19 protein-coding genes are annotated in these 21,309 nt (G+C 48.8%); 8 read left to right on the top strand and 11 right to left on the bottom strand.

All coding sequences use genetic code 11. The features are described 5' to 3' along the window. Positions 1 to 21: 21 nt before the first annotated feature. Complete coding sequence (locus D3P09_RS24650; protein WP_120114099.1) at positions 22 to 540, bottom strand: DinB family protein; 519 nt, start codon at positions 538 to 540, stop codon at positions 22 to 24. Between the two features lie 151 nt (positions 541 to 691). On the opposite strand from D3P09_RS24650, the gene D3P09_RS24645 reads away from it, so the two are divergent. Continuing rightward, positions 692 to 1,312: a class I SAM-dependent methyltransferase gene (locus tag D3P09_RS24645; RefSeq protein WP_165867574.1), complete on the top strand. Its 621-nt coding sequence runs from the start codon at positions 692 to 694 to the stop codon at positions 1,310 to 1,312. Position 1,313: 1 nt separating this feature from the next. On the opposite strand, the gene D3P09_RS24640 is transcribed toward D3P09_RS24645, so the two are convergent. The 3 genes from D3P09_RS24640 to D3P09_RS24630 form a co-directional block, all read right to left on the bottom strand. After that, positions 1,314 to 2,195: a hypothetical protein gene (locus D3P09_RS24640; protein WP_120114097.1), complete on the bottom strand. Its 882-nt coding sequence runs from the start codon at positions 2,193 to 2,195 to the stop codon at positions 1,314 to 1,316. 240 nt (positions 2,196 to 2,435) lie between these two features. After that, the gene (locus D3P09_RS24635; RefSeq protein WP_120114096.1) at positions 2,436 to 3,272 is read right to left on the bottom strand and encodes a hypothetical protein; all 837 of its coding nucleotides are present in this window, start codon (positions 3,270 to 3,272) and stop codon (positions 2,436 to 2,438) included. 178 nt (positions 3,273 to 3,450) lie between these two features. Then, positions 3,451 to 4,167 carry a hypothetical protein gene (locus D3P09_RS24630; protein WP_243644461.1) on the bottom strand — a complete coding sequence of 239 codons (717 nt, stop codon included), beginning with the start codon at positions 4,165 to 4,167 and terminating at the stop codon, positions 3,451 to 3,453. A gap of 173 nt (positions 4,168 to 4,340) precedes the next feature. Between D3P09_RS24630 and D3P09_RS24625 the strand changes: the two genes are divergently transcribed. Further along, positions 4,341 to 10,415: an S-layer homology domain-containing protein gene (locus D3P09_RS24625; RefSeq protein WP_120114095.1), complete on the top strand. Its 6,075-nt coding sequence runs from the start codon at positions 4,341 to 4,343 to the stop codon at positions 10,413 to 10,415. Between the two features lie 89 nt (positions 10,416 to 10,504). Here D3P09_RS24625 and D3P09_RS24620 read toward each other — a convergent pair whose 3' ends face one another. Genes D3P09_RS24620 through D3P09_RS24610 form a run of 3 tightly spaced genes read right to left on the bottom strand, consistent with a single transcriptional unit; the run spans position 10,505 to position 12,625 of the window. After that, on the bottom strand, positions 10,505 to 10,993 hold the full coding sequence (locus D3P09_RS24620) for an NUDIX hydrolase (RefSeq protein ID WP_120114094.1): 489 nt from the start codon (positions 10,991 to 10,993) through the stop codon (positions 10,505 to 10,507). Between the two features lie 44 nt (positions 10,994 to 11,037). Then, positions 11,038 to 11,754, bottom strand: coding sequence for a cytochrome c oxidase subunit II (locus tag D3P09_RS24615; protein ID WP_120114093.1), 717 nt, complete (start codon positions 11,752 to 11,754; stop codon positions 11,038 to 11,040). Between the two features lie 34 nt (positions 11,755 to 11,788). Further along, a complete protein-coding gene (locus D3P09_RS24610) occupies positions 11,789 to 12,625 on the bottom strand; it encodes a hypothetical protein (protein ID WP_120114092.1) in 837 nt (278 codons plus the stop codon). Between the two features lie 173 nt (positions 12,626 to 12,798). On the opposite strand from D3P09_RS24610, the gene D3P09_RS24605 reads away from it, so the two are divergent. Beyond that, positions 12,799 to 13,131 (top strand): DUF1904 family protein, encoded by a 333-nt coding sequence (locus tag D3P09_RS24605; protein WP_120114091.1) that lies wholly within the window; start codon positions 12,799 to 12,801, stop codon positions 13,129 to 13,131. 118 nt (positions 13,132 to 13,249) lie between these two features. Here the strand turns inward: D3P09_RS24605 and D3P09_RS24600 are convergent, their stop codons facing one another. Next, positions 13,250 to 13,846 (bottom strand): DinB family protein, encoded by a 597-nt coding sequence (locus D3P09_RS24600; protein WP_120114090.1) that lies wholly within the window; start codon positions 13,844 to 13,846, stop codon positions 13,250 to 13,252. A 67-nt stretch (positions 13,847 to 13,913) separates the two neighbouring features. Then, positions 13,914 to 14,861: a helix-turn-helix transcriptional regulator gene (locus D3P09_RS24595; protein ID WP_120114089.1), complete on the bottom strand. Its 948-nt coding sequence runs from the start codon at positions 14,859 to 14,861 to the stop codon at positions 13,914 to 13,916. 529 nt (positions 14,862 to 15,390) lie between these two features. Here D3P09_RS24595 and D3P09_RS24585 point away from each other — a divergent pair. From D3P09_RS24585 to D3P09_RS24570, 4 genes are all read left to right on the top strand, one after another. Next, entirely contained in the window at positions 15,391 to 15,999 is a 609-nt protein-coding gene (locus D3P09_RS24585) for a TetR/AcrR family transcriptional regulator (protein WP_120114087.1), read from the top strand. Between the two features lie 68 nt (positions 16,000 to 16,067). After that, on the top strand, positions 16,068 to 16,811 hold the full coding sequence (locus tag D3P09_RS24580) for a GntR family transcriptional regulator (RefSeq protein WP_120114086.1): 744 nt from the start codon (positions 16,068 to 16,070) through the stop codon (positions 16,809 to 16,811). A 211-nt stretch (positions 16,812 to 17,022) separates the two neighbouring features. Then, entirely contained in the window at positions 17,023 to 17,739 is a 717-nt protein-coding gene (gene deoD / locus D3P09_RS24575; RefSeq protein ID WP_120114085.1) for a purine-nucleoside phosphorylase, read from the top strand. A 30-nt stretch (positions 17,740 to 17,769) separates the two neighbouring features. Further along, positions 17,770 to 19,107, top strand: coding sequence for an MFS transporter (locus D3P09_RS24570; protein ID WP_120114084.1), 1,338 nt, complete (start codon positions 17,770 to 17,772; stop codon positions 19,105 to 19,107). A 64-nt stretch (positions 19,108 to 19,171) separates the two neighbouring features. Here the strand turns inward: D3P09_RS24570 and D3P09_RS24565 are convergent, their stop codons facing one another. Next, on the bottom strand, positions 19,172 to 19,669 hold the full coding sequence (locus tag D3P09_RS24565) for a MerR family transcriptional regulator (RefSeq protein ID WP_120114083.1): 498 nt from the start codon (positions 19,667 to 19,669) through the stop codon (positions 19,172 to 19,174). Positions 19,670 to 19,843: 174 nt separating this feature from the next. On the opposite strand from D3P09_RS24565, the gene D3P09_RS24560 reads away from it, so the two are divergent. Continuing rightward, positions 19,844 to 20,698 (top strand): SDR family NAD(P)-dependent oxidoreductase, encoded by an 855-nt coding sequence (locus D3P09_RS24560; protein ID WP_120114082.1) that lies wholly within the window; start codon positions 19,844 to 19,846, stop codon positions 20,696 to 20,698. A 26-nt stretch (positions 20,699 to 20,724) separates the two neighbouring features. Here the strand turns inward: D3P09_RS24560 and D3P09_RS24555 are convergent, their stop codons facing one another. Then, on the bottom strand, positions 20,725 to 21,225 hold the full coding sequence (locus D3P09_RS24555) for a hypothetical protein (protein ID WP_120114081.1): 501 nt from the start codon (positions 21,223 to 21,225) through the stop codon (positions 20,725 to 20,727). Between the last annotated feature and the right edge of the window lie 84 nt (positions 21,226 to 21,309).

Here is a 21,309-nt window from a genome sequence, read left to right as displayed (position 1 = left end):
GGAACAGCACCTTTGCAGTGGTTAGTTCATATTCCCGCTTGCCAAAGCATACGCAGCTTCAAGCTCTCGCTGTTGTCGTAGATGATGCCGAAAGTGCATACCAATAAGACTGAACCACTCCTGCGCATTCAACCAGCCGAAGCCGTCATGCCTTACTTTATAATTCGGAGGGATATTCTTTAATCGGCCTTCCCATTCCGCTATTCTCGCGAGAACTTGGCTTAACCCTTCCGATAGATCATCTTTGGTTCTCAAATTGTTAGGGTTATTCTCCGGTCCGTCCGGCAATTTGATCTTAATAGCGGGGAAGCCGCCAGCGCGGAAGAGCTGCTCCCCGGCCTCCGTCTTGCCGCCGGACTGTTCCTCCCTTGCAGATGCGCAGCTTTCTACCTGATCCAAATAATCAAGTGCCGTCAGGATAACATGGTCGTACATCTGTCCAAGAGACCACACCTTCTGCGCGGGGATAAAACGAAGCTGTTCTGCCGAATATTGCTGTAGAGCGCTCTTGTAGGCTTCAATACATTCCAAATGGTTCATAGGCACACTCCTCCAAGATTTGAGCTTCCGCCCTTTCTACTTTACAATATTATGCATAACCAAATTTCTTAAAAATTGCTTCGTTTCTGTCCTTGCTATTACTGCCGCTTCAACCTGCAATCGACATTCCAGTAAAGAAGGTGCCGCTAAAGTGAGCAAATCCGAACGCTTCTGGGACAAAACAGCAAGCAAGTATGATCAGATCGAGATGAAGGATGCGCAGATCTACAACACCATCATCAACAGAACAAAAACCTATCTTAAACCAAGTGACATAGTCATGGACTACGGCTGTGGAACGGGGTTAATTGCCAATGAAATTGCAGACAGCGTGCAGGTGCTTCATGCTATAGATCTATCTGCAAATATGGTTGAGATTGCCGGGAAGAAGGCTCTCGAACGGAGTATCGCTAATATCAGCTACGCTCACACGACCATATTCGATGAGAGATATAAAAAAGGGTCATTCGATGCTATTTTGGCCTTTCATATTTTGCATTTGCTAGAGGATGAAGGGGCTGAATTACAAAGAATACACGAGCTGTTAAAGCCAGGAGCATTATTCATCTCGGCAACCCCATGCGTCGGTGAAAAAAGATTGCTTAAGGGCCTCTTATCCGTTGCCGGTAAAGCAGGCTTGATGCCCGCAATCCAAGCATTCAAAAGCAGCCAACTCGTCGAAAACATGAAGAAGGCGAACTTCTCCCTAATGGAGGCAGATTGCTTAAACCTAAGCTCCCAAGAATATTTCATTGTGGCCAGGAAGGGCTAATCTAGCCTTGAACAACGTATTCATCGCCAAAAAGCTCCTTGGCTACATCCCAATTCACTCCTAGCTCTCCGATCCAGGCTGCCCAGGGCATCTCCATGTCCGAGCGGCCTTTTGTATTCGCAAGCTTCTCTCCTTGGCGCTCCATATCATCGAAATCGATCCATGTATGGAAATAAGTCTGGACCAACGAGTTCGGAATAACCCCTGCTATAGCCAGGGATTTCAATATTCCCCGCCGCACATACTTGTTCTTCGGCATGAGCTTCTCTGCCGCCAGCCGCTTCTCGAACTCACCCGGCGTCTCATCCGGCCCCGAACGGGCCAAGCTGTCCAGCAGACTTCGAAATACCTCAATATCCTCGTTCGTTGGTTTAACCGGAGGCTGCCCGGCCAGCTCCTTCAAGTCGAGCAGCGCGCCCCAAGGGCTGGAGCCATACGTATTGCCTAAATAAAGGACATAGTGAAGGTAAGGAGCATTTTCCCAAAACCCATCCTTCTTATTCTTCGAAAAGGAGCAGGTTCGGCAAGCTGCATAACGCTCCGCTTCCTGAAACTCATGCTCCGGCATGTTCTGCATGGTGTAATAGCTGATGAACGGGGACAGCCCCCGAGGATAGCTGCCGCCTATCCCTGCCACAAAACCGTCCATGATGCGTTCGCGGGTTAACCGCTTGTCCCCTCTAAGCTTGACCAATTCTTTTACGCAGGAGTCGTGAGAAAGCCACTCCAACTGATTGGCCGGCCAATTCATTTCCTTCAGCAACGCTTTCTCCCGGTCCGTTAACGAATCCTCCTGATACAAGCTTACTTCCCGTTCACGATCATAGGTGTAGTTTGTTGCCAGGTACAGCTTCTTGAGAACGCCCATTTTCTTTTTATCCATATCCGTGTATACCTCCGAACGATAGAGTTAGTTTCTTTACGCTTCCATGGAATGGAAAGTTTCGATAACCCGCCTGCAAAAGAAAACTTGGTTCCAAGGGATGAGTAAGGAAGGCCTATGGCCGCCTCGCACAAAAAAGGCCTCTCCGCATGCGTTGGCAGCAGAGGGGCTTTCTCATAAGTTGCTATACCTTGGAGACGTTAATTTCTGCAAGCTGTAATTCAAACGAATGACCTTTTCTTATACCCGAATATCAATAAATGCAGCTTCTGGGCGTGACGAATCAGAGGAAGCGGCTGCACTTCCTTGCTGTTCCCTGGTATCAGAAGTAGCAGATACATCTTCTTGCTGTTCCTTGGTACCAGAAGAAGCAGATACATCTTCTTGCTGTACTTTGGTATTAGACGTATTGTTTTGGCTTTCATTATGATCAGGAACATCCTCTATAATAATTGGACGGGCTTCGTCGCTCTCCTCGGTGTCATTAATCTCTGAAACAAGCTCTTTAATTCTCTGATCTACAACGTTTCGCTGGACCTGTATGTCTTGCACCATTTCACGCTTCATCTTGAAGACAGTGTCCTCAGCATTTTGAAGCATCATTGATTTTCCACTATCATTCGATGGGCTGCTTTCCAAGAGTGTGCGGTCAAATCGAACTCCACCCTCTAAGGTTTTGATTTCACCATCCAGCTTAGCCCGCAGTTCCACTGATTTATTTAACTGAGAATAAGTGGCGCTCTTCTCAATAATAATAGCAAGCTCAGGGTCCTGAGCCGATTTGGAAGGAGCGGCTTTTGAATCTGATGAGGCTTTTTCAGGAGAATTCTTCTTCATATTCTCCATCTTGAGCTCAGAGATCCTGGAGTCAATTTGTTGCATGCTGCTTGTTAGCGTCTTAACACGTTCCATTTTTAACTTGGAATCCATCTCCTGGTTGTTGTTTACTCTGTTGATCTCATCCTGTACTTTCATCTTTTGTTTATATAGTTCTTGCATTTCCTTGTCCTTTGCGGCATTTGGAGTCAATTTATTTAACCCTCTATCCGTTTTCGAGACAGCAGAGAAAGAAGACATCGGAATACCTCCTAATAAAGTGAGAATGGGTCTTTATGTTCATATCGGAAAAAACGTATGATTTCATTATAATTAATTCCCACTGTTACCAGAATATTTATTGCTCGGGAGCTTTGACAACGAAATGCAAAAAGGAGGGATATACATCTCCCTCCTTTTCCCCATATCCCGTCACACCCTATTTGCTATTCATAACGAGCCGATATTTCCTGAAAATCCAGGAGTTCGCCATATCGTTCATCGCGTCTTTGCTTATACGAACAGATGATTTTTGCTCTTGTAGCGTATCGCCTGCTGGAACGGAGAATCGAAGCGGCTTGGTCATTTTCTTTATTTCAGCTGCTAGATCTCCATATAATCCATATGTTAACGGGCAATGCTCCCGAATATCCTCGTAGATATAGTGCCTCCCGCTTTCATCTTCCCGGTCAATTTGAAAGCCTTTGGGGAAGGAGAGCATGACATTCGGCAGCTCGTCTTCCGCCCATTGTTCGTTATAGGGAAAGCTGATTCCTTCATTTCTTACAAAAAATCCTGAGCTTTCATTGCCCACCGTAAGCGAAATCGAGTACACAAAGAAAGGAAAATAATCAGGCTTTTCCGTTGCCGTAAAATATTGATAGAAGGTTGTATAGGCTTCATGCACCTGACTCTGATCATGCTTGGTCCGGTCATGGTTCGTCTGATGATACTGCGCTTCCCCTTGCGCTAAGCGCTGCAGCACACTTTGAAATTCTTCTGGCGTTAGGATGAATCTAAGCTTATAGAACCCGCCGTGCTTCAAATTATTCACTGCTCTCACCGCCATTTCAGGTTTAGTTAACCACCCTCGCATCCAAGAGGTTTGGTACCTATTTCCACGCCGCCAGCCTATCCTCCTTGTCCAAGCTGCCAAGCTGAGCTGATGTAATCAAATTGCAGAGTAGGGACTAGGACTAAAATCCCTTATTTTCATACGTCAATCCGTCTTTTGTTTAGATTTTGTCTATATCGCGTTTGTATAATATTAAATGGCGTTTTGTGTCCATTTTGAAAGCACAAATCTATCGAAAAGGAGAGAAAAAACAATTGAAACAACATAGCTCACCCGGCAACAAGAGGTGGCGGCGCCTATTAAATCTAGGGTTAGCTCTTATCCTCGCCTTATCCGGGCTGACGGTAACAGCGGCTCCGATTGCATACGCGGCCGCGCCATCTTCTGCTGCAGATTCCAGCAAGACGTATGTCTCCATGAAAAATGCAGACTTTACCGTGTCCAACCCGATGATAGGAGGCGCTATAACCCATACTGGCCCTTCGACACCGACCGGAAGCGGCTTAGGGCAGCTCGGCGGCCAGACCACAGCATGGCTGCAATACAATTACGGCAAATCTAGCAGCAATTCTTATACGGGTTCCGAGATAAACGGGCTCGGCTTTCAACAAGATAAGGTTCGCTTGGCCATTCAGTCAGGCAACGCTTTCGGGAGCGTGTTCAACAAAGAGCGTATAACGCTTACGGACAATCGCTCGTTCAGCTCGTATTTCAGCTTCAAGATGCATGGAGGCTCGCAAGCCGATGGCATTGTATTTGTCATGCAGACTGCTTCCAATGAAGCTGGCGCGGTCGGCGGGGGCCTTGGCTATTCCGGCGTCGGGAAAAGTATTGGCATCGAATACGATACCTACCGCAATGTCGGGCAAGATGGCTTGGACCAAGTTAACCCGGTACGCAACGATCCGACGCCTGTCGGCTCCATCGCGAATACGCGGGCGTCCCATGTTGCGCTCGACCTGAATGGCGATGTTGGCCATACGGTGCATCAATATGGCAAGGATATTGCCAATTTGGATTTGAAACGCATGTCGCTAGCGCAAACCACCGCCGAAGCGCAAGCGGATCCTTATAAACAATTTCACTCCTGGATCGATTACAACGGCCTGACCAAAAGCTTCGAGGTCTATCTGATTCGCGAAAACAATTCTGGCACATTCTACGCCCCAGTCATCAAATCCGATGGAACGATTCAGACCACCGGCAGCGGCCAGAATGCCCAGGTGGATACGGTAGAGCTTGGCGCATTCCCGTACTTGAACGCACAAGGCAGACTTGTCGCGCCATTGAAATCGGATGGAACAGAGTACGAAATTAAGCCGATCATGGCAGACAAAAAGGATCTTGGCAGCAATCTGCTGCAGGACGACGTCTATGTGGGCTTTACAGCCGCGACTGGCGGGGCCAATCAGTTCCATGACATCAACTCCTGGTATTTCAACAATTACAGCGGCTTGATCGTTCCCGGCACTGACACTCAATCCGTTGAGCAGGCTCCGACAACTATCTCTATCCTAGGAAAAACGCCTTTGGTGGTAGAAGGTGAAAACTATGATTTCCAAAAAGATGCTGCGTTCGGCAATCGTCCAAAAGGCAACACTCCTGTGACAGGCACGACAGCAGCTTCGGGTCTATCCGCAATTGAAGCCAACACAGAAGTGCAAGCAGAAGTAAAGACGGTAGATGGCGAGACCATTGCCGGTTATCCGGTGACTTTCTCGATGTACTATGTGGATTCCTACAGCAATGTCGGCATCGGCAGCGGCCGGACGGAGGTTGCGGCCAAGCAGGTCGATGATGCCGATGTCTATCTGACTGCAGAAGGTGAAACCGTCAAAACCCGCACATACGACCGTGACGGGGCACTTGTCACTTTCCGCGAGATTACCGTGCTTACGGATGCTAACGGTATTGCAAGGGTTAACCTCTGGAACCTTGGCAAGTACCCGCATATTACCAACGTAAAAGCGAGTATCGGCGGGGAGTATGGTGATAAGCGGTACGGCGGAGGCAATTCCGACATCGCTCCGGTTCTATTCGCCAATGCTATAGCGCCAGAGATTCAGACGGCAGAGGTCGGTCCAGACCGTCACACTATTATCGTCAATATGGACAGCCCTACCGATTTCAACGAGGATGAACGGGACGGATTCTCGATCAAGCTTCCGACACCTGAAGGCGAAAAGGATATCCCTCTGAAAGTAGTTGGCCACGGCAAAGACAAATACGGCGTTGACGATCCATTCGTCCTTGTGCTGGAGATCGATCCGGATAGTCCGTCTTATCCGCCGGATCTCCCGACTGACTTTGTCATTCCGCCGAATACGCCGCCATTGCTTTACTACGACAAAGACAAGGGCTCTGTACAAGGCGCAGGCGAAGGCGGCGCTCCGCTGGACAGCTTCCCCGCTCCGGGTGCGCCTGAAATTCCGGTAAACAACCGCTTTGCTCCTGAAAGCATTGAGGTTGTGAACAACATGGTGCGCAATACGGTTGAAGTGAAGTTCCCATCCTTCGTTACTGCTTCGGCCAACGCGCTCGAAGCATTTGCGCTTACGATCAACGACGGGATCAATCCGCCATTCAAGCTTGATTTGAACAGCAGCAATGCCGCTATTGAGGCAGGACAATCCCCTGACAAAATTCAGCTGGTGCTTGCAAACGGCGCGCTTCCTGCGAATTGGAACGGTCAAATCCCGCTCAACGCAGTCGTTTCCTTGTCTTATCAGGCAGAGAAATTAGATGCGGTTGACCGCATCACAGACTCAAGCGCCGAGCTGGGATCCTTCATCAATGATCCGGTGAATAACCAGATGAAGCCGATTCAAGCCGTGGTCATCAACGATACAACCCGGGATAAAATCCGTGTCGTATTCGCCCAGCCGCTGGATGAAGCAAGTATAATGAACAGCTTAAGCGCATTTGCCTTCTCTCTGGAAGTGGACGGGCAAGTCGAAACCCTTACAGCGGCGAGCGTTGCTCTCGACAGCACGGACTCCAGCGGCAAGACCATTGTGTTCACGCTTAGCGAGGGCCTCCCGGCAGATGGAATTCCGACGCTGCCTAACGAGAACGCGCCAACGAATATTACCTTGCATTATGCAACGGGACAAGCAGATGAAGAATATGCGCCTATTGATATCCGGGAATCTGGACCAAATGGCCGCAGTCTAGGCTATCTGGCGGACTTCCCGGTTGACAACCAAATGACATTCGAGCCTACCGCAGGGGCAATAGGCAGCAAACCTAACCAGGTCATTGTCAAATTTCCTGCCAATGTAGATGTCATCGGCCAGCCGGGCTTCGGCGTCCTGATTGACGGCACAGTAATACCAGCCATTGTTGTATCCGGTTCGGGTACCGATACGTTAACGCTGGAGCTGACAGGCGGCAACGAGATTCCGCGCGGTGCTGCAGCAGAGCTGGTGTACCAGCCAAACGGCGGCGACATTGTGGACGCGGGGGATCCTCTGCGGGTGCTTAGCCCTCTAGGCCCGCAAACAGGCGGCTTCCCGCTGAGCAACGTTTTTGTCACGATCGAGACGCCGCTTAACGATTGGGCAGGCAGCAAACCGGTTACAGAAGTAACAGGTACGAGCGAACCCGGCTCAACCGTCTCTGTTATCGTAAAAGACCATAACAATGTCCAACTAAGCGGTTCCGTAGTCAGCTATCCCATTTCTGGCCTCTGGTTATGGACTCCAGATACAGCAATTAGCGTGAACGGCGTATATACCGTAACTGCAACAGCTGAAGGCAAGCTGAACACCAGTGCAACCGCAAACAGCTCATTTACGATGGACTCTACCATTCCGATGGGCGGGAACGTCAGCATTGTTGCCGGCCCTTCCCGCAATGTGGGCGATGGAGAGACCCCTACGAAGGTGACGGTAACCGTAACGGACGACAACGGCAATCCGCTCCCTGGCGCCAAGGTAACCTTCGACCGTGACGATGCTTCAGGCACGCCGAATGCGGGCGGACGATTCGTGGACGAGAACGGCGATCCGGTTACAGAAGTTACGACAGGCCCAGACGGCAAAGCCATTATTTATTACGAGTCCCCAGACCTCACTGGATCGACTGATTCCCAGGAGATCGTCGTAACAGCTTCCGTCTTTGACGTTCCCAATGAAGTCAGCGGAACGGCGACGATCAAGATCACATTCGATCCGCCTAAGCTAAAAGGGAAAATTACAGAGACAGACAGCTCAGGAGTCACAAATCCTGTTGCAGGCAAAACCATTATTGTAAGAGGCCAAGACGGTTCCATTGTGGCCACGATCGAAACAAACGAGAACGGGGAGTACGAATTCCTCATTCCGAGCAAACAAGACTATACCATTGAATACAGCAAGACGGTAAGCGATGGCAAAACCATCACGTACAAGCAGCGCGCTGTCGTGGACAAGCCGCTAAGGGGCGATGGTACGGACGAAGTCACGGCCAATAAAGCTGTTGCCGGCGTAATTGGCAGCAAGGACTCCGCAGGCTCGCTGCATCTGATTGATTTTGCCTCGCTTGGCAATGAACCGAGCCAGCCAGCATTCGTGGTCTTCCTGAAGAAAGACAACGAATATGTGAACGCTAGCGATCCAAGCGGCGCACTGCTGGCCACTCCGACCGAAGCGGACGGCTTCCAGATAGACGAGAACGGGTTGTTCATTGCTGACGGCCTGCCGCAGGAAAACGAAACGTATCAACTGGAAATCCGCTATTACTACAATGTTTCTGACAGTTCGGGCACCGTAATCGATCGGCCGTACTTGATTATCAACTCCAAGAGTAACGGTGAACTGCCTACAGCCAAGGTGCAGGCATCCGGTGAAATGAACATTAGCGAAGAGCTGATCGATCCTTTTGGCAGCATTCGAAATTCGGCTACCGGCAGCCTAATTGATGATCGCAGCGTCACCGTTAAGTTATGGTACGCCAATACGGCGCGCAATGCCGCTAACGGCATTGCCCCTGGTCCGGTGACACTGCCTGCGCTGCCAGGCTTCCCGCCGCAAAACAACGCCAGCCCGACGCAGATCGTGACGGCAGGGTTCTACGCGTGGATGGTTTATGCAGACAGCGACTATTACATCACAGCCGAGGCTAACGGCTACTATCCGTATGACAGCCGCAACGATACTACGGCGCATCCGGAAAGCTCCACCTATATCGAAAATGGCAAGATGGCCATTAAGGTTGAGCGCTCGATCGTGCAATTCGATTTTGTGATGACGCCTAGATCCGGCAGCGGCGGAGGCGGCCCTCTCCCTTCCAATCCTGAGAACCCGGATAAGCCGGAGTCGAATAAAAACGGCGAATTGACGGTTAACCTGCAGACGGACCGACCGATTCATCAAGAATCCGCTGAGAGCAAAATGACTGTCCAGTATAAGAACATGTCCGATGCAGACCTGAAAGAAGGACAAATTCGGGTGACACTGCCTGAAGGCGTGAAGGTCATCAGCGCGGATGGCGGCACCGTACTTGCAGGCGCGATTGTGTGGAATGTTAAAGATGTGAAGAAGGATACATCAGGAGCCTTCGGAATCGTGCTTCAATGGCCTGAGCTCGGTGATCAAGAGAAGGATCGCCAAGTGACGATTAAAGTTGAATTCGTAAGCAGTGACGGAACAGTATCGGGCGGAGCGGAGTTGTCTTCTTCACTGAAGCTGCTCGTCTACTCGGAACGTGCCGGCAGCCTTGTTCGCGAACGCTATATCTTGGGCTACCCGGACGGCACCTTCAAGTCCGAGAAGCTGCTGCTTCGCGCTGAGCTGGCTGCCATCATTGCAAGAATGATTGGCGAGTACGACAGCGAGGCGAAGTCGTATACAGACGTGCCAAAGGACTTCTGGGCTGCTGGCTATATTAGTACAGTTACCAAATACAAGATTTTCGAGGGCAGTGCGGATGGCAAATTCCGTCCGAACGATCCCGTTAGCCGGGCTGAGCTCGCAACCGTCATGACCCGCTATCTGAAGCTCGAAACAGGCAAGCCGATTGAGCTTCACTTCTCGGACGTCAAGGCTGGACACTGGGCGGCTCCGGCAATCGAGTCGCTATATCGCAACGGTATGATCACCGGCTACTCCAACGGCTCGTTCAAGCCTGAGAACGGCATTGTCCGTTCCGAAGCGGTGACGCTGATTAACCGGATGCTGTACCGCGGTCCATTAACGGGCGCAGAACAAACATGGCCGGATGTTCCGGCTTCTTATTGGGCTTTCGGACAAATCGAGGACGCATCCGTATCCCATGAATCGATAAGAAAAGAAGTAGACGGCAGCACGGTTGAAGTGTTTGTAAGAAAGATTGAAGATCAAGTGAAATAAAAGCAAAAGGAAGAACCTGATTGGCGACTGGGCCGATCAGGTTCTTCTCTTCTTATCTGAGGTATGGTTCATCGTGCAGTCTGTGTTGATTACACGTGTCTATTCACCTTGACATTAAACTCTGTTGTGGACGGAGTCGTGCACTCGATATAATTGACCGAGCCATTGAAGTTCAAATAAGCCTCATAGCGGGTTCGGATGATCGGCAGTACAATGAAATCAAGAACCTTGTCCTTTGGAACCCAACGACAGTCGCTTGTTTCATCAGAGGTCGCCAATTCTCCTCCTTCAGCTTTGCACACGAAATCAAACATGACCTTCGTCGGGACATCCGTTACCCCGTCATACCACTTATGTACACTTGTGCTGGACACGATGTTAATCAAATGGCTCACCGTAACATCGATTCCGCTTTCCTCTTTAATTTCACGAATGACGCCGTCAATCAAATTTTCGCCAACCTCAGTAATGCCGCCGGGATATACCCAGCCATCATCATGTGCCTTGACCAACAGAATATTTCCGTTGCCATCCTCTACAATTCCGCCTGCAGATACGATATGTGTCGGGAATGCCATTTTATAACCTCCATTTCGTTCATTGAGCGTTCTCAGCTTTATAGTTATCCTTTCTTTCTTGCTTGGGGCCGTTCAAAGATAAAAGACGGATGAACCCACTTGCAGTAAGCAAAAAAATAATATTCTGGATATACATAGCCTAGTATCCATTGAAGTGGCGCTATCAAAAAGAGAAACCATATGTTTCCTATTCCTGTGAATGTAAATATAATCGCTGTAATAAACAATGCAATGATAAATACAATAGGGATGATAGTCCATGCTTTAAAATTACCGGCATAAAGAAGCCCTTGTCCTTCCCTTCGAGCTTCGCCTTCAGCAATATTGATTCGCGCTCTACGAACAGACCATAGCATATATACGATTCCTAAAACCAACGAGGCAAGACCAAGCCACAAGAGTACGCTTCGTTTTTCTTTAACATCCACTAAATACAAAAGATAGCCGTCAAGGGTCAGTTTAATAAAGGCACAATTGGTGACTACCGCTTGCAGACGCTGATAGCGAAATGCACGATCAAGCGATAGAAAAAAAAGTGCAAATGCTCCTTGTATAATCCAAAGTCCCAAAAAAAGGTTAACGATTACCGAAATCCACGCTATTTGCACTTCGTGTGAACGATCGGCAAAGAAGGGAATAAGGTTCATAAAGCTGCTATAAATAAAAGTTACAGCCAAAAATGCACTCATCCCGTCAGGGCTAAGTCTGTCCCAGCCAACATCTTTAAGCTTCTGCAGTTGTTCTTCTGTTACAGTTCTCAAATCTATCTCCCCTGCCGTTCCTTACCTTTGCATCTTACTCCGCAAAGGTGTTTAGTAAGGCTGACCAGACGGATATGTTCTCTTGGCAGGATGGACATGTCGTGTCCCCCGCCAAATAACGCAGTTGCCGGGCCAACGTCTGCTCACCGATCGCCTCCGCCCGCTCCGCTAATGCTTGTACCTCTTCGTCTGCAAATGATGTGACCGGGATAATGGCTTGAGGCTCCTGTCCATCGTGAAAGACGGGGTCTTGCTCATAGGCTTGTAGAATTCCTGCATCATCTTCACCGGGCCATATGTACACTTCCTCCTCGCAAGATGGACACACGGCCACATATTCATCACCCTCGCTGAATGTCATCAACATGCTGGCAATGGTATATGAGCCGCGATAAGCGGCATCCGCAATCAAAATGTATTTTTTCTCTGTCTCATCCATGGATTGTTGGGCTGCTGCGTAGGCGAATACATCCTTTGTAAGCCCTCGGAGCTTATCCATTGCTTCCATGTATTCTCGATATAACTCCGTACAAATGGAGCTGCCTGCATCCTCAGCTAATTCAGCCCATGATGCTGGGAATGGCGATTCGTCTCCCCCATCGCGGCTAGCCTCAATAATACCGCAATTGATAAACAGCTCTTTGCGCACTTCCGCATCCGATGTGGAGCATGCTAGCTGTGCCAAATACGGCATGGCCGCGTAGGTCGCCGTATAGATCGTATTTTGATGGTACAAATACTCCTGAAAGAGCTCGTCAAAAACCTCTTGGCTATACTCCTGCTCCAGCCGCTGCAATAAATCAGGCACGTTATCTGCCGAACTATACGGACCTGTAAGCTTTCCCCATACATCGCTATCCCACTTAAGCAAGCTATCCCTCCATTCCTGAAATGCCAACTTCTATTCTTTCTGTTAATTGTATCATATGAAAACTATGGAAATAATAAGAAGGTGACAACAAATAGATGAATCCTAGCCGTTTGCCTCAGGCAGACTTGTGCATATACAATAAGGCTAAGATATATCGATAGGAGGAACATAAGATGCCGCAATTAATTTTTAGAGGAGTTCCAGCCGAGGGCATACGCTCCATTAGCATACCGCTTGTAGAAGAGATGGCTGCCATATGCCAATGCGGAACGGATAATTTCACTTTGGAATGCCTGCATGTCACTGCTATCTTCGACGGAAAATATACGGATTCCTACCCTTTCATCGACGTATGGTGGTTTGAGCGCGGAGTTGAAGTGCGCGATAAGATGGCCGAGGCGATCGATCGCCATGTGCGCTCGCTCGGCATACCTGATCTGGAGATTTCCTTCCGGGTTGGCCGCGAGGAAGATTTCTATATGAACGGACGCCGTTATAATTCCTAGGCAGATCCTTCACAAATGCAGAACCACCATTCATGGAATGGTGGTTTCTTTGTTAGAATATAGTACCGCGAAAGCTCCTAGTAAATTGTCATCTCGATTCTTTTCACCTGGCCTGACCTCACAAATTGGCTGACTTCCAAGCGTCATCTAGTCGCTTTTTCTGAAGCAAATGATGGCGAAAGTGCATTTCGACCAGTTGGAACCATTCGAGCCCATTCAATCCTCCGAATGCCGGATGGACAACCGTATTTCGCACAAGCTGGAAAGCCGTGGCCTTCCCTGATTCCGATATGGTTTCCTGGGCAGCCCGATTAAAAGCCGCCACCGCCGGTTCGAGCTCGGTCATCCGACGAACCGTGTCGCGCAGTCCATCCACGAGCTGCTCTTTACTTTCTGGTTGCTGGGGTGTGTACTGGGGGGATGGAGGCACCTGAACGCGATTCGGCGGAAAGCTTCCCGCCTTGTACAATTCCTCTCCCAGCTTCGTCTTCTCCGTCGAAGAAACTCTCGGGTCGCCATTGGGCGCGAGGCACAGCGAGACATTCCGCAAGTGCATGAACTGTGCGGATTGGATCAAATGCATGTGCATCTGACCGAGCGACCATTCGTCTTCCGCTGGCTTCCACAGCAGCTGCTCAAGGCTGATGCCGTCCAATTCCCGAATATAGCTGTTGACTGTCTCCTTGAACTTATCCAACGTTTGCTTTGTATCCATTACTGAATCCAACTCCTTCTTGCTTAAGCTGGCTCCAGCATACAACAAAGCTACTGACATCAGTCTGTCAGTAGTGTTCAAGCATCTTTTCTATTTCCTCTCGCATTCGTTCCCGCAGCGACTCCGGCTCCAGTACCCGCACCGCTGCGCCCCAGCCAAGCGTCCATTGAAGGAGCTCCTCAATCCGCCGGACGCGGAACGTTGCCAGCCAGCCTTCCTTCCCTGGTTCGAACGATTCCATGTAGAAGTTGTCCGCTTCCTGTATCCGGTCCGCGACGGCCGGGTCGACCAGCATCCGCACAATGACATGCCTATCGTCCGCGGACTGGTGGTCCTGAAGGCGAAAGCCGGGAAGGACCTCAAACCGTTCTTCCAGTACGACGAGCTCTTTCATGCGGGATAATCGAAAGTGCCGTATGTCGCGCCTCAGCCCGCAGAACGCGATAAGCACCCACGCCCCTTGGGAAAAAACGAGCCCGTACGGATCAGCCGTGCGCTCACTGTGACGATTTCCATCAGGTTCCGGCAAGGTTTTGGAATAGCGGAAATGGATCTTGCGCTTCTGTAGAATCGCCTCGCGCAACTGCTCGAACGTTTCTTTCTCCTGCCCCCGCGTTCTCGCCGCTCTTTCGTTCAGAAGACGAATCACCGATCTCACCCGAGCTGTCTCCTCGCGTACATTCTCCGGTAGAATCGCCTCAATCTTCTCCTGCGAGCTGCGGGCCTTCGCGCCATACACAGCGTCTAACCTCAATTCGACGAAGTCCGCCCCGACGAGCAGCGATACCGCTTCATCCGCCGTGAAGCTGACCGGCGGGAGAAAGTAGCCCTCCATCAGGGAGTAACCTGTGCCAGGCGCACCCGACACAGGAACGCCCGCCTCGCTAAGCGCTTGCATGTCACGATAAATCGTGCGGATACTCGTCTCGAACCGGGCAGCCAAATCCTCGGCACGCAGCACACCTTTACGCTGTAACTCGATGACAATGGCCAACATCCGATCGGTTTTATTCACAACGAACCTCTTCCTTTCCTCTCGCGCAGCATCAGGGCCGATACAATGATAAACACAATCCGCAGGCGGCATGCCACGGCACCTGTTTTCCAATCTTATATCTGGACTCGACCAACGTTTAAGTAAAACCTGTTGCCGTGAGGGGAGCATTCACTTCATAGTCTTTCTCCAAGAATCTTAATCTTTCCCGGTCAACAGTCGTCTTCCGAAGTTCAGACGTGCTTCAAGCTCGATCCTGTTTTTGCAATCTTCGCAGCAATGCATTCCTTTCGAATTTCTTTTCACATTGTCGTAAGCTTGAGTCCCCTCGATGACGTCAAACTCTCTTCTGCAACTATAACAAGTGGAACGAAAACGAAAAACTCCATCGATTTGCTCCTGCACCGAATTCCCTCCCGTCAATTATGACAAGATTCAATACTATTGACGTGATCATCACTACGCGCTATAACTAAATACAAAACTAAATAACACACTGTATTATTTATTTTAGTTCACTGTGTTATTTAAAGCAAGGGGGCATTTACCGTTGCCGAAAATCGTGGACCATGAGCAAAAAAGAAAGCTGATTGCGGAATCAGCATGGCAAATTATTGAAGAAAAAGGGCTCGAGCATGCCTCTATCCGTGCCGTCGCCGCGAAGGCAGGATTGTCTCCCGGCGCATTGCGGCATTATTTTTCAACACAGGACGAGCTGCTGCTCTTTATCGTGGATTACTATTTGACAAGAGGAGCTGCCAGAGCGGCAGAGGGGCTGGTGATCAGCCATATTCCGATAAAGGCTGCGAGGGAAATTCTGTTGCAGCTGCTCCCACTAGATACGGAAAAACGGACTGCCGCCGGCGTCTGGTGCATCTTCGCCATCCGATCCCTCAGAAGTTTGGCATTACAGGCAAAAAAAGACGAGCTCACGGACGGACTCCACTATCTGACTAAAGCTGCCCTTGAGATACTGGCTCAGGCGCAGCTTCTTCCCTCTGCGGCGGACATTCAACTCGAAACACTAAGATTGGCTGCGGTTATCGAAGGCTTGACGATACTTGCCATGCTTCGCCCGGAGCTCTACACACCGGAGACCGTTGAGCAGATCGTCACCCTTCATCTCCATGAGTTGTGCTCGCGCGCTGCGGCTGGATAGGCAACAATTACAGGTGTGCTATAATATGCTCTAAATGATGAATTGAGAGAATAGGTGTGTGTGAACCGATGGATATAAAGCCGGGACATCTGCCCAAAGCAAAAAAACCGCTATACCTTACCGTATACGATGAACTTTTCAAAATGATCATGAGCGGCGTGTTCCCCTCCAATAGCCAATTGCCTACTGAACCTGAGCTTGCCAAAATGTTCGACGTCAGCCGAATGACGTTAAGACAAGCATTAGCTCTATTGCAGGATGACGGGCTGGTGACGAGTGTTCATGGCAAAGGGAACTTTGTGACCCGATCTCGCTTGGTACAGAGGAATGACGGGCTGGAGACAATCGGCAACCCTATTTATAAGTGCCATACAGAAGACATTGATCATGTCGATATTCAGTTCAGATTGGACCTGGAGAGCGACTATACGAAAGAGGTCTTAAAAAGAAAAGCTACGGCCGTAGTAGCCATTGAACGGTGGTATATGAGCAAAGGGCAAGCAGTGGCCTACGGGTTCACCTTTATGGCCATTGAGGCCGTAACCGAATTGAACCTGGACCTTCAGAATGAAGAGCAGCTGCTGGACATGCTTGAGAATAAGGTCTATGACTTAGCTAATTCTGCAACTGTGGAGGTCAAGCATTCCACGGTGATGAATACCTCCTCGCAAAAATATAAATTGGATGCCGGCGAGGGGTGCGACCTGCTGCTGGAAAGTCTGTATATCAATGAACAGTACCCTATTGTCTATAACAAATATTATATTCCCAAAGAATTCAGCCAGATTGTGATTAACGCTTCGAAAAATTAAGACGTATAACCATTACAGGGCAGTGGCTTCTCCATACAGGAGAGACCGCTGCCCTTTTTGCATAGGAGATCGGCATAAGGGATAAAATACGGGAAATTCCTCCAGAAAAAATGTGTTGATAAGGGACCGCGATATGTGGTACTTTATCCATGTACCAATTAGACAACTTTCTATACAACTATACCAATTTGTAAGGAAAAGGAGATTTGACATGAGCACATCCCATAAAGAAACACCGCATATTAAACCTGGAGGCGTGGAAATCGCCGAAACGATTCTATTGCCGGGCGATCCCCTAAGAGCGCAGTTTATTGCAGAGAACTACTTGGAGAATGCCGTTCAGTTCAATAATGTCCGCGGTATGCTGGGCTACACGGGAACGTTCAAGGGCAGAAAGATTTCCGTAATGGGAACTGGAATGGGAACTCCGAGCATGAGCCTGTATTCATGGGAGCTGATTCATGTATTCGGCGTTAAAAATCTCATTCGAATTGGTTCCGCTGGGGCGATTCAAGATCATTTGAATCTGTATGACATTGTTTTTGCGATGGGTTCTGCAACCGATTCCAATTACGGACACCAATACAATCTCCCAGGCCACTATTCGATTACGGCATCGTTCGAGCTGTTGGAAAAAGCTAAGAAGATCGCGGATGCGCAGGGGCAGAAGGTTCATGTAGGGAATGTGCTCTCCAGTGATATCTTCTACAATGCGGATCAAACTGCGCTGAAGAGATGGAGCGAGATGGGCATTCTATGCGCCGAGATGGAATCTGCGGGCCTGTATATGAACGCGGCTCATGCTGGCGTTAACGCACTGTGCATCTTGACGATCAGCGATCATATCTTCAGACATGAGTCCACGACTACTGAAGAGAGACAGACCGCTTTCACTAAAATGATGGAAATTGCACTGGAACTTGCTTAATCATCTGATTCCAAGAAGGGAATGTGGCGAATGGCTACAATAACTGAACAAGCACCGCAAACTACCCCATCCTTTCAAGCGAAAAGGGCAGTGCCCGTCATTTTGCTCTTTTTCGTTTTTGCCTTAATTATCGATAACTCATTCAAGCTGGTGTCGGTAGCGATAGGCGATGATCTGGGAATCTCGGCAACTATGGTTAGCTTGCAGGCCTCATTAGCAGGGCTCGTCATTGGCATTGGCGCTGTCATCTATGCCTCTTTGGCCGACTCCATCAGCATCAGAAAGCTGCTGGTTGCAGGGATAATCTTAATCTGCATAGGCTCGATTATCGGGTATATTTTTCAAGACTCTTATTTAATCATTGTTATTGCCCGTATGATCCAGACTGCTGGTCTGGCCGCGGCCGAAACGTTATATGTCATCTATGTCATGAAACACCTGCCCAAAGAAGAACAGAAAAAGTTCCTGGGCCTTAGCACAAGCAGCTATTCGCTTTCTCTTGTTATCGGTTCCCTTACAGGCGGTTTCGTATCCACCTATCTAAGCTGGACCACGTTATTCTTAATCCCGCTGCTGTCGTTGATCCTGCTTCCCTTTATTCTGAAATATTTGCCGAAGGAGCAATCCCGGAAGAGCCATGTGGATCTTATCGGCCTGATTCTCATATCCGCTATTACGACTTCAGTGCTGATGTATTTAACGGATTTCAACTGGATCTTCATTGTGACCTTCGTGGCCACAGCAGCCCTATTCCTTGGCTATATCAGCAAGAGTAAAAAGGCATTCATCGGGATTTCCTTTTTCCAAAATAAACGATTTGCAGCCGTTCTGGCCATCGCCTTTGTGATTTATACCGTTCAACTGGGCTACATCTTTATTTTTCCGTTCCTGCTTCAAAAGATGTATGATCTTCAGCTCGACACAATCTCACTGCTGCTGATACCAGGGTATGTAACGGCGATCATCGTCGGATCACTGTCTGGCAAAATAGCAAAAGTATTGTCCAATAAGCAAGCGGTTTCTATCGCTATGGGCTTAATCGCAGTCAGCTTGGCCTTGCCTGGCCTTACTGGAGGCTCGGTACCTGTATATGTGATCTCCATGCTGCTGTTCTCGGGGTCATTCGCATTCATGTATGCGCCTATGCTTGATTCCTGTGTACGCTCCATTCCTGCAGAAAAGTCAGGAACAGCCATTGGATTCTACAACTTGGTCTTGAACGTAGCCGCTTCTATCGGCATCACCTATACGGCATCTCTTATGGATGTAGTATCTTTTGGAACCGTGTTATGGATCCTTGCCGGCGTTGCCCTCTTCGCTCTATTATTGTACGGGTTGCTTGTGGGCAGACTTACGGAATCCAAATAATATAGTAGCTTTGGCTTAAAACGCCCAAAACATTTCCTCTTGGAGGTGTTTTGGGCGTTTTGCGTTATCTTGGGGACGTGGGTGACTTGGGCGTTCCGGGCGAAGCGGAAAAATAACTCATCTGAACAGACGAGACCGCCTTTGGCTTAGGCTCTTCCGTCCGGACGCCGTCCTGTATGTCATCCGCGCAGTCCCGTCGGTATTTTCCCTTCTCCAGCTTCATGTCGATAAAATCGACGACCTGCTGCAGAGAGGCGATTTGATTGATGATACTTTCCCGGTGGCCCCTTAAGAGCTCCACCAGCTCAGGATATTCCGCAGGGTCGGCATCTGCAGAGACCGTCAAGAAAGGCCGCATTTCCTCCAGCGGCATCCCTGTTTTTTTCAGACAAGCTATCAACTGGATTGCTTCAATATCCTCCTCCCGGTAGACACGATGCCCGTTATCCTTCCGTTCAGCCCGGGGCAATAGCGCAATCTTTTCGTAATAACGAATTGTATCTTCAGAAATTCCGGTTTGCCTGGCGGTTTGCTTTATCGTAAAAGTTTGCTCGTCCCTCATCCTATCCCCTCCTAAAGGCTATTTGCTGTGCATTATACATCTTGGAGCTGGCTCCAAGTCAAGCCTCTTATCCTTTGGACAAAGCTTGGTTTCCCCTCTTGACTTGGAGTCGGCTCCAAGATATAGAGTGGGCATTACCAAGAGAAATATTTCGGTATGAGGAGGAGACATGCGATGAATCAAGAACAACGTGAACATATCGCCGTAATTACGGGTGCTAACGCCGGGATCGGATTGGCATTAACCCGGAGATTGTTGTCCGAAAACTGGCAAGTGGTTGCTTTGAACCGTTCCGGCTTTCCGCAGGACGATAGGGAGATGCAAGAAGCAATCAAGCTGGGGCGGCTCCGCATTTATAAAACGGAGGACCTTGCAGATTACGCCAGCTTGAGACGGACATTGGAAGAAATCAAAAGCAAGGAGCGGCGTATCGATATTTTGTTCAACAATGCCGGAGGGTCCTTCTCCGAGCTAAGCTATTCGAAACAAGGACGCGAGATTCATTATGAGCTGATGACGGTCGTTCCGTATATCATTCTGATGGAATTAAAGGAGCTTATCAAAAATGGCCGCTACAAAACGGTGATTAACACCTCATCTTCAGCGCTAAAATTTGCGAAGGAGTTTACTATCGAAAGCCTGGAGCGCCCTACAAGCTTTCGCAAGCTGATTGGGCCTTATGCCACCTCGAAGCTAGCGCTCTCGCTGTGGACTCAGGCGATCGCTCCGCAGCTTGCCAAGGACGGCATCAAGATTCGCAGCGTTGACCCCGGCGGCAACAACACGCTTAGGAAAGGAAAAAAATCTGGACTGCCCCTGTTAGTCGTCCCGTTAATGAAGCTGTTCTTCTCTCCGCCAACCCACGGCGCGGGCAGACTGTATGAAGGTGCCTTCGGGCAGCACCGGAATGAATCAGGCGTGTTTTTGCTAAAGGGCCAGGTTGCGGAATTGAAATTTAAAGATCAGGCGCGGAGTGTATTAGAGAGAATTGATTCGATTTACGAACGTGAATTTTGTTTAATGTCCTGAAGACCGGCAAAGTGGAGCTTACTGAGCTACTGCCGAAAATCATCTTTTGTAAAAATCTTAATCTCCAAGATTGGCTCCTGATTATTCAAGCCAAGTTTAACAAAGGCGCCATACTTATATCTAAGTGCTGGATCTAAAATATAATTTCGCAGTTTCTTTAAATCATACTGATCTTGAACATGATTGGTTGAATTTACTTTCTTTACTTCAATTACTAGATGATTTTTAGGTTCACCGCGCTTATGTACGATTATGTCTGGGTACACTGTCATGCGACCTGAATAGACATCATCCAAGTCGGTAATTTCTTCTCTTAAACTTTGGTTTATTCTATCAATTGTCTTAGGATCATTTCCAACGCGATTATATTCAACATCAATATCCCACTTATAAAACATTTGTCCTAGATATATAGCCAATCTATGAGTAATGGATCTCTCGCTTGAGTTATGGATGAACAATTCTTTATCGAAATAAAACAAGCGATCAACTGCACTCTTTATTCTGCGCTGAATTAATATGCTCATATCATCACTCCTAATTAATTTTTCAACTAAGATTTTGCATTCACAGCGTCTCATCAGCTTAAGACGAAGTCGCTGGGCGCGATA

The sequence above is a fragment of the Paenibacillus pinisoli genome, from assembly GCF_003605435.1.
Taxonomy (GTDB): Bacteria; Bacillota; Bacilli; order Paenibacillales; family Paenibacillaceae; genus Pristimantibacillus; species Pristimantibacillus pinisoli.
Note: the sequence above shows the minus strand (reverse complement) of the source record. Positions and strands in the feature narration are given on the sequence as shown.